Annotated in this window: 4 protein-coding genes, 1 pseudogene and 1 CRISPR repeat array; of the genes and pseudogenes, 4 read left to right on the forward strand and 1 reads right to left on the reverse strand. The window is 65.5% G+C overall.

Translation table 11 applies throughout. The annotated features are described in order from the left end of the window. Positions 1 to 149: 149 nt before the first annotated feature. The 4 genes and pseudogenes from FGL98_RS24505 to FGL98_RS24520 all read left to right on the forward strand — a co-directional run. Positions 150 to 428 (forward strand): annotated as a pseudogene (locus tag FGL98_RS24505) (ATP-binding protein); the annotation flags it as partial. A gap of 68 nt (positions 429 to 496) precedes the next feature. Continuing rightward, positions 497 to 1,561: a CRISPR direct-repeat array (repeat unit 29 nt; unit sequence GCGATCCCCGCGCGAGCGGGGGTGATTCC). A gap of 315 nt (positions 1,562 to 1,876) precedes the next feature. Then, complete coding sequence (locus FGL98_RS24515; RefSeq protein ID WP_186526380.1) at positions 1,877 to 2,314, forward strand: MBL fold metallo-hydrolase; 438 nt, start codon at positions 1,877 to 1,879, stop codon at positions 2,312 to 2,314. Positions 2,315 to 2,717: 403 nt separating this feature from the next. After that, positions 2,718 to 3,020 carry a DUF6788 family protein gene (locus FGL98_RS25660; RefSeq protein WP_186526381.1) on the forward strand — a complete coding sequence of 101 codons (303 nt, stop codon included), beginning with the start codon at positions 2,718 to 2,720 and terminating at the stop codon, positions 3,018 to 3,020. Further along, positions 3,017 to 4,339 carry an IS701 family transposase gene (locus FGL98_RS24520; RefSeq protein WP_186526382.1) on the forward strand — a complete coding sequence of 441 codons (1,323 nt, stop codon included), beginning with the start codon at positions 3,017 to 3,019 and terminating at the stop codon, positions 4,337 to 4,339. Before FGL98_RS25660 ends, FGL98_RS24520 begins: the two co-directional genes overlap by 4 nt. Here the strand turns inward: FGL98_RS24520 and FGL98_RS27325 are convergent. Then, positions 4,322 to 5,107, reverse strand: coding sequence for a succinylglutamate desuccinylase/aspartoacylase family protein (locus tag FGL98_RS27325; protein WP_425461028.1), 786 nt, complete (start codon positions 5,105 to 5,107; stop codon positions 4,322 to 4,324). The genes FGL98_RS24520 and FGL98_RS27325 overlap by 18 nt on opposite strands. Between the last annotated feature and the right edge of the window lie 132 nt (positions 5,108 to 5,239).

Consider the following 5,239-nt stretch of genomic DNA (forward strand, 5'->3'; position numbering starts at 1 on the left):
GCCACCGGACAAGGTACTCGCATTCCTCGAGAGCCTGTAACTATGCCGAGGACACCGACCGCGACAACGCGTGATTGCACCGGCAAAACCTCAAGCCTCGGCATAGTCGCGGTGTCGGCATAGATCGACCTATGGCGATATCGCCATAGGTCGATGAGGTCGGCTACCTGCCCTTCGAGCAGGACGCGGCGAACTTGTTCTTCCAACTCGTGTCCAGCCGCTACGAACACGCCTCGCTGATCCTCACCTCGAACCTGCCCTTCAGCGGCTGGGGCGGTGTCTTCGGCGACCAGGCCGTCGCCGCAGCGATGATCGACCGCGTCGTTCACCACGCCGATGTCCTCACCCTCAAGGGCGCCAGCTACCGGCTCCGCAACCGCGGGATCGACACACTGCCCAGCATCAAAACCCAAGACACGGCAGACTAGAAGGCACGAACCGGTGGCCTCATTTTCGAGCGTCGGATCGGCCTCATTTTCGAGCGTTGCCGACACGCGCGATCCCCGCGCGAGCGGGGGTGATTCCAAGCCGTCCCTCTGCCCGGATTGTGCCATCGCGCGATCCCCGCGCGAGCGGGGGTGATTCCTGGCCAGCGATGGGGACGGTATGACAACCCTGGCGATCCCCGCGCGAGCGGGGGTGATTCCAGGCCGTAGGCGTCGATACCGTACAGGCCATAGCGATCCCCGCGCGAGCGGGGGTGATTCCACCGGGCGAGTTCCTCGCAGATTGGTGCGTGCGCGATCCCCGCGCGAGCGGGGGTGATTCCTTTGGCGGCGGTGTTGCGCCGGATGCCGTATGGCGATCCCCGCGCGAGCGGGGGTGATTCCGAAGAACGCAACCCGTTGGGTGTGGCTGACGTGCGATCCCCGCGCGAGCGGGGGTGATTCCGAAGCCGAGCTCCTCCAGCACGTCCTTGTCGAGCGATCCCCGCGCGAGCGGGGGTGATTCCGAAGACCTATGTGCACACCTTCCCTTCCGGCTGCGATCCCCGCGCGAGCGGGGGTGATTCCTTCGTGGTGCACAACTCCGGAGGAGAGACCTAGCGATCCCCGCGCGAGCGGGGGTGATTCCAACACGCAGACCTACTCTTTCACGGGTTCGGCGCGATCCCCGCGCGAGCGGGGGTGATTCCTGGTTCGCCGACCAGATCGAGGAGCAGACCCGGCGATCCCCGCGCGAGCGGGGGTGATTCCTGCGGGAGTGGATTACCCTTCGCCGTTGTTCGGCGATCCCGGCGCGAGCGGGGGTGATTCCCCCTGGACGGTGCGGAACGCGTGCCCGGCCCGCGATCCCCGCGCGAGCGGGGGTGATTCCAGCACCCACCCCCACGAGATCGGGCGGACCATGCGATCCCCGCGCGAGCGGGGGTGATTCCTCGCAGTACGTGCGCGTCGAACTGTCCCAAGAGCGATCCCCGCGCGAGCGGGGGTGATTCCCCTGGAGCCGTAACCATGACCCTGAACCTGCCGCGATCCCCGCGCGAGCGGGGGTGATTCCGCCGAGGGCGGTCAGGGCGACGGGCAGAAAGTGCAAGCCCCGCGCGAGCGGGGGTGATTCCCGGAAGGCCTCCATCTTCTGGACCGGCTTCGGGCTGCTCACCGTCGGCAATAACACAACCCTCACCCCCCCCCAGCACACCCAAGACCTGATCTCTCCTACGCCCGCGTCGCCCCCTAGTATCCCAAGATCGCTACTCCAACCAAGGATTCGCCATGACCACCACCGCTTCCCCCTCTGCGGGCCGCCCGCGGGCGCGCGACCTCGGCATACCGTTCGAGGGCATACCGGGCCCACTAAACGCGATCACCGATGTATCTGGCGTTGAGGTAGGAACCGTCACGCTCATTGACGGTGATGGACCACGGCCCCCGCCATGGACCCGTTCCAGGTCATGGCCGATGACCATGTCCAAGTCACCGCCGTCCTGGTCCCCCACGGGCCGGTATTCCCCTCCTTCGCGTTCCGCTTCGACACCGACCACGGGTCGATCACGTTCTCCGGTGACACCACCAGATCCAACAACCTGATCCGGCTCGCCCGCGGGACAGACATTCTGGTCCACGAGGCCATCGGCCTGGAAGGATCCAACCTGCCACCGGACGACCTGAAGCACATGCTCCAGTCTCACGTGAACGTCACCGACGTCGGCACCATCGCCGAGTGCGCGAACGTGAGCACCCTGGTCCTCTCCCACATCACAGATCTGGGACACGAGCAGATCGACGTCGAGCGGTGGACCAAGCTCGCGGCGACCGGTTTCCACGGCACCACCATCATTGGCACAGACCTGCAACGTCTCACGCTGGCCTAGTGTCCTTCGCCGGGAGTGTCCGAAATTCGGTCGGGTGGCCCGGGGGAATTGCACCCCCGGGCTCCCACAGATCCGTACGTGACAGTCTCCCGTCATACGGCTCTTGTCGTCCTGGTCATCTGACCGCCGGTTTCACCCAGGCCCAGTGCGCGAAGTACCGCGGCCGCTTTGCGGCAGCTTCCGTGAGCACTCGGATGGCTTTCTTCCAGGTGTGCCACTTCTTGTACTTGTTCATGATCCACCGTGGAGTTTCGCACTTTTTGCTGATGTGACCTCGGCGATGCAGGCGGCTTCGTCCCGCTGAGTAGCGACCCGCCGAGGTTGGTCCTCACCATGCATGGCATCCTGCGAGATCATGGTCACATGCACGCGGGGCACGTGCATGTGAAAGGCTGGTGGCGCGATGTCCAAGAGCACGAGGGTCGAGTTCCCGCGGATGATCCGCGGTTCGGTGGTGGTGCAGCGCCGCCGCTGCGGCACCCCGACGTGTCGGTGTGCCGATGGCGAGCAGCTGCACGAGAGCACGGTGTTGAGCTACTCGCAGGACGGCCGCAATCGGACGGTGATGCTGGCACCCGAGGAGATCGCCAAGGTCCGCGCAGCGGTCCAGCGGTACCGCGCAGCTCAGTCCAGGCTGGAGGACCAGGGCAATGCCGGGCTGGCTGCGTTGCTGACTCGTCGGGCGGCCGCCCGCCGGGCACGGTGACCGGGTTCCTCGCGCTGCTTGGCCTGACCCGCGCGGGGTTCACCGCGCCGAGCTTCGCGATGTTCACCCACCTGGTCACCGGGTGGGTCTGCGCGCCGGGGCGGCGCACCGTCACCGCGATGATCACCGCCGGCGACCCGGCCGGCCGGCGTGCGCACGACGCGTACCACCGGTTCGTGCGCGACGGCGCCTGGTCCATGCACCGGCTCTGGCAGGTGCTGACCCGCCACCTGGTCACCCGGTTCTGCCCCGACGGGGCCATCGAGCTCGCCTGCGATGCTCCCCCGCAAGCGGGAGGTGCCCCCTCGCTGTTCCACCACGAAGGCCGCAAGGTCGCCGGTGCCGGGGTGTTCCGTGACGCGGTCCGCTCCACCCTCAAGAAGGTCGTCTACGCCCGCGGGCTGAACCTGGTCGTCATCACGTTGACCGTCCACCCACCGTGGGGTGGGTGGACGATCGCCCTGCCCGACGGCGTGCGGGTGCACCGCAAGCACGATGCGACCACCACCGTCGCAAACGCCGAGACGATGCTCGACCAGATCGCCTCTTGGCTGCCCGGACAGCGGGTGCACGTGGTGACCGACGGCGCCTACGCCACCCTCGCCGGAGCCGACCTGGCCCGGGTGGACGTCACCTCCCGGATGCGCCGCGACGCCGCTCTCTACAAGCCGGCCCCGCCGCGCACCGGTAGGCGAGGCCGACCCCGCCTGCGAGGCGAGCGGCTACCCACCCCCGCCCAGCTATCCGAGCAGACCCTCAATGACCAGTGGACCACCATCCGAGCCGACCAGCGCGGCACGACGATCACCAGGATGGTCCACACCCGAGATGTGTTGCGGTACAAGGTGAACAGGCATGCCCTGGTCCGGCTGGTCATCGTGCGTGACCCGGCCGGTGTGCAACCCGACGACTACATCGTCACCACCGACCGGCACGCCAGCGCCGCTGACGTCGTCTCCCGGTACGGCGATCGGTGGTCGGTCGAAGTGTGCTTCCGCGATGTGAAGCAGTTCCTCGGTGGCGACCAGCCCCAGTCCTGGACACGCCGCGGACCCGAGCGAGCCGCGGCGCTGGCCCTTTGGCTGCACGCCACGACCTGGTGCTGGTACCTGACCAGTCACCCCGACGGGCAAACCTGGACACCACGCCCCTGGTACCCACGCAAGAAGACGCCCAGCTTCCTGGATGCCCTCGCCACGCTCCGCAGAACCCTCTGGGCACAACGAATTACACACATGCCATCCCCAACAGGCGAGGACCAACAAACAACCGCAGTCCTCACCGAAGCGGTGCGAGTGAGATCAGACCTCGCTCGCTAGTGTAAATAGAGCGTCCCCGAGATCTACCAATGGTGGACGTCGTAAGATGGTGACAATTCCATCGCGTGGCGCCGCTACTGGGCGAGCAGGCTCATTAAGCTCCTCAAAGGGATAGATCCAGCCGACCCTTTCACCGGATGAGAGGTGGTCGCCAAGGCGGCACTCGGGCTCAAACAGACCACGAACTGGCGTATATATTGTCGAGTCCTCGTCGAACCGTATCCACTGTGTGCCTCCTAGATCCGGCGGCCCGAACTCAGCCTTCAAGACTCCCCAGCCCACCAAAAGTCGAGATAATCCCTGCGAGAGCCTGTCGATCAAGGCCGACGTGAGCATACCTCCACCCGCAAGCTCAGTCGCAATCATACATACTCCAGCATTGTCAGCGGCCGCAGAGAAAGTAGATGGCCCTTGTCGCGGTACTACCTGAATCGACCACGGTAGTCCCAATAACTCTGCCGCGGCCTTCTTGCGCCGAAACATATCGGGGTTCGGGCCTTGATACACGTACGCAGATGGCAGATAGAAACTAGCCGACCCTCCTGAGTGTAGGTCCAGTGCGTAGTCAGCAGATGGTAGGAGACGCTCGGTGACCGCGTACGCGATCTGCTGCGTGGCATCCCCTCGTAGCGCCCCAGGATATGTGCGATTTAGATTCCGCCCATCAACCGGCGAGACTCTTGTGGCCGCCCGCACTGCGGGAAGATTCAGCGCAGGCAATATAACTAATCTTCCGGTAAGATGCTCCGGCTGAATTGTGCGTATCATCCGCTGAAGGGGCTCTCCGTACCTGAGGTGGGGCACGGCGACACGCCGGGGGTTGGTGATGCGGTGAGGTGAGGGTCGAGGTCCTCAGGATCAGAAGCGACCAAGCTCACTGATCACCAAGGACCTCGACGG

The organism is Leekyejoonella antrihumi (assembly GCF_007845645.1).
GTDB classification, from domain to species: Bacteria; Actinomycetota; Actinomycetes; order Actinomycetales; family Dermatophilaceae; genus Leekyejoonella; species Leekyejoonella antrihumi.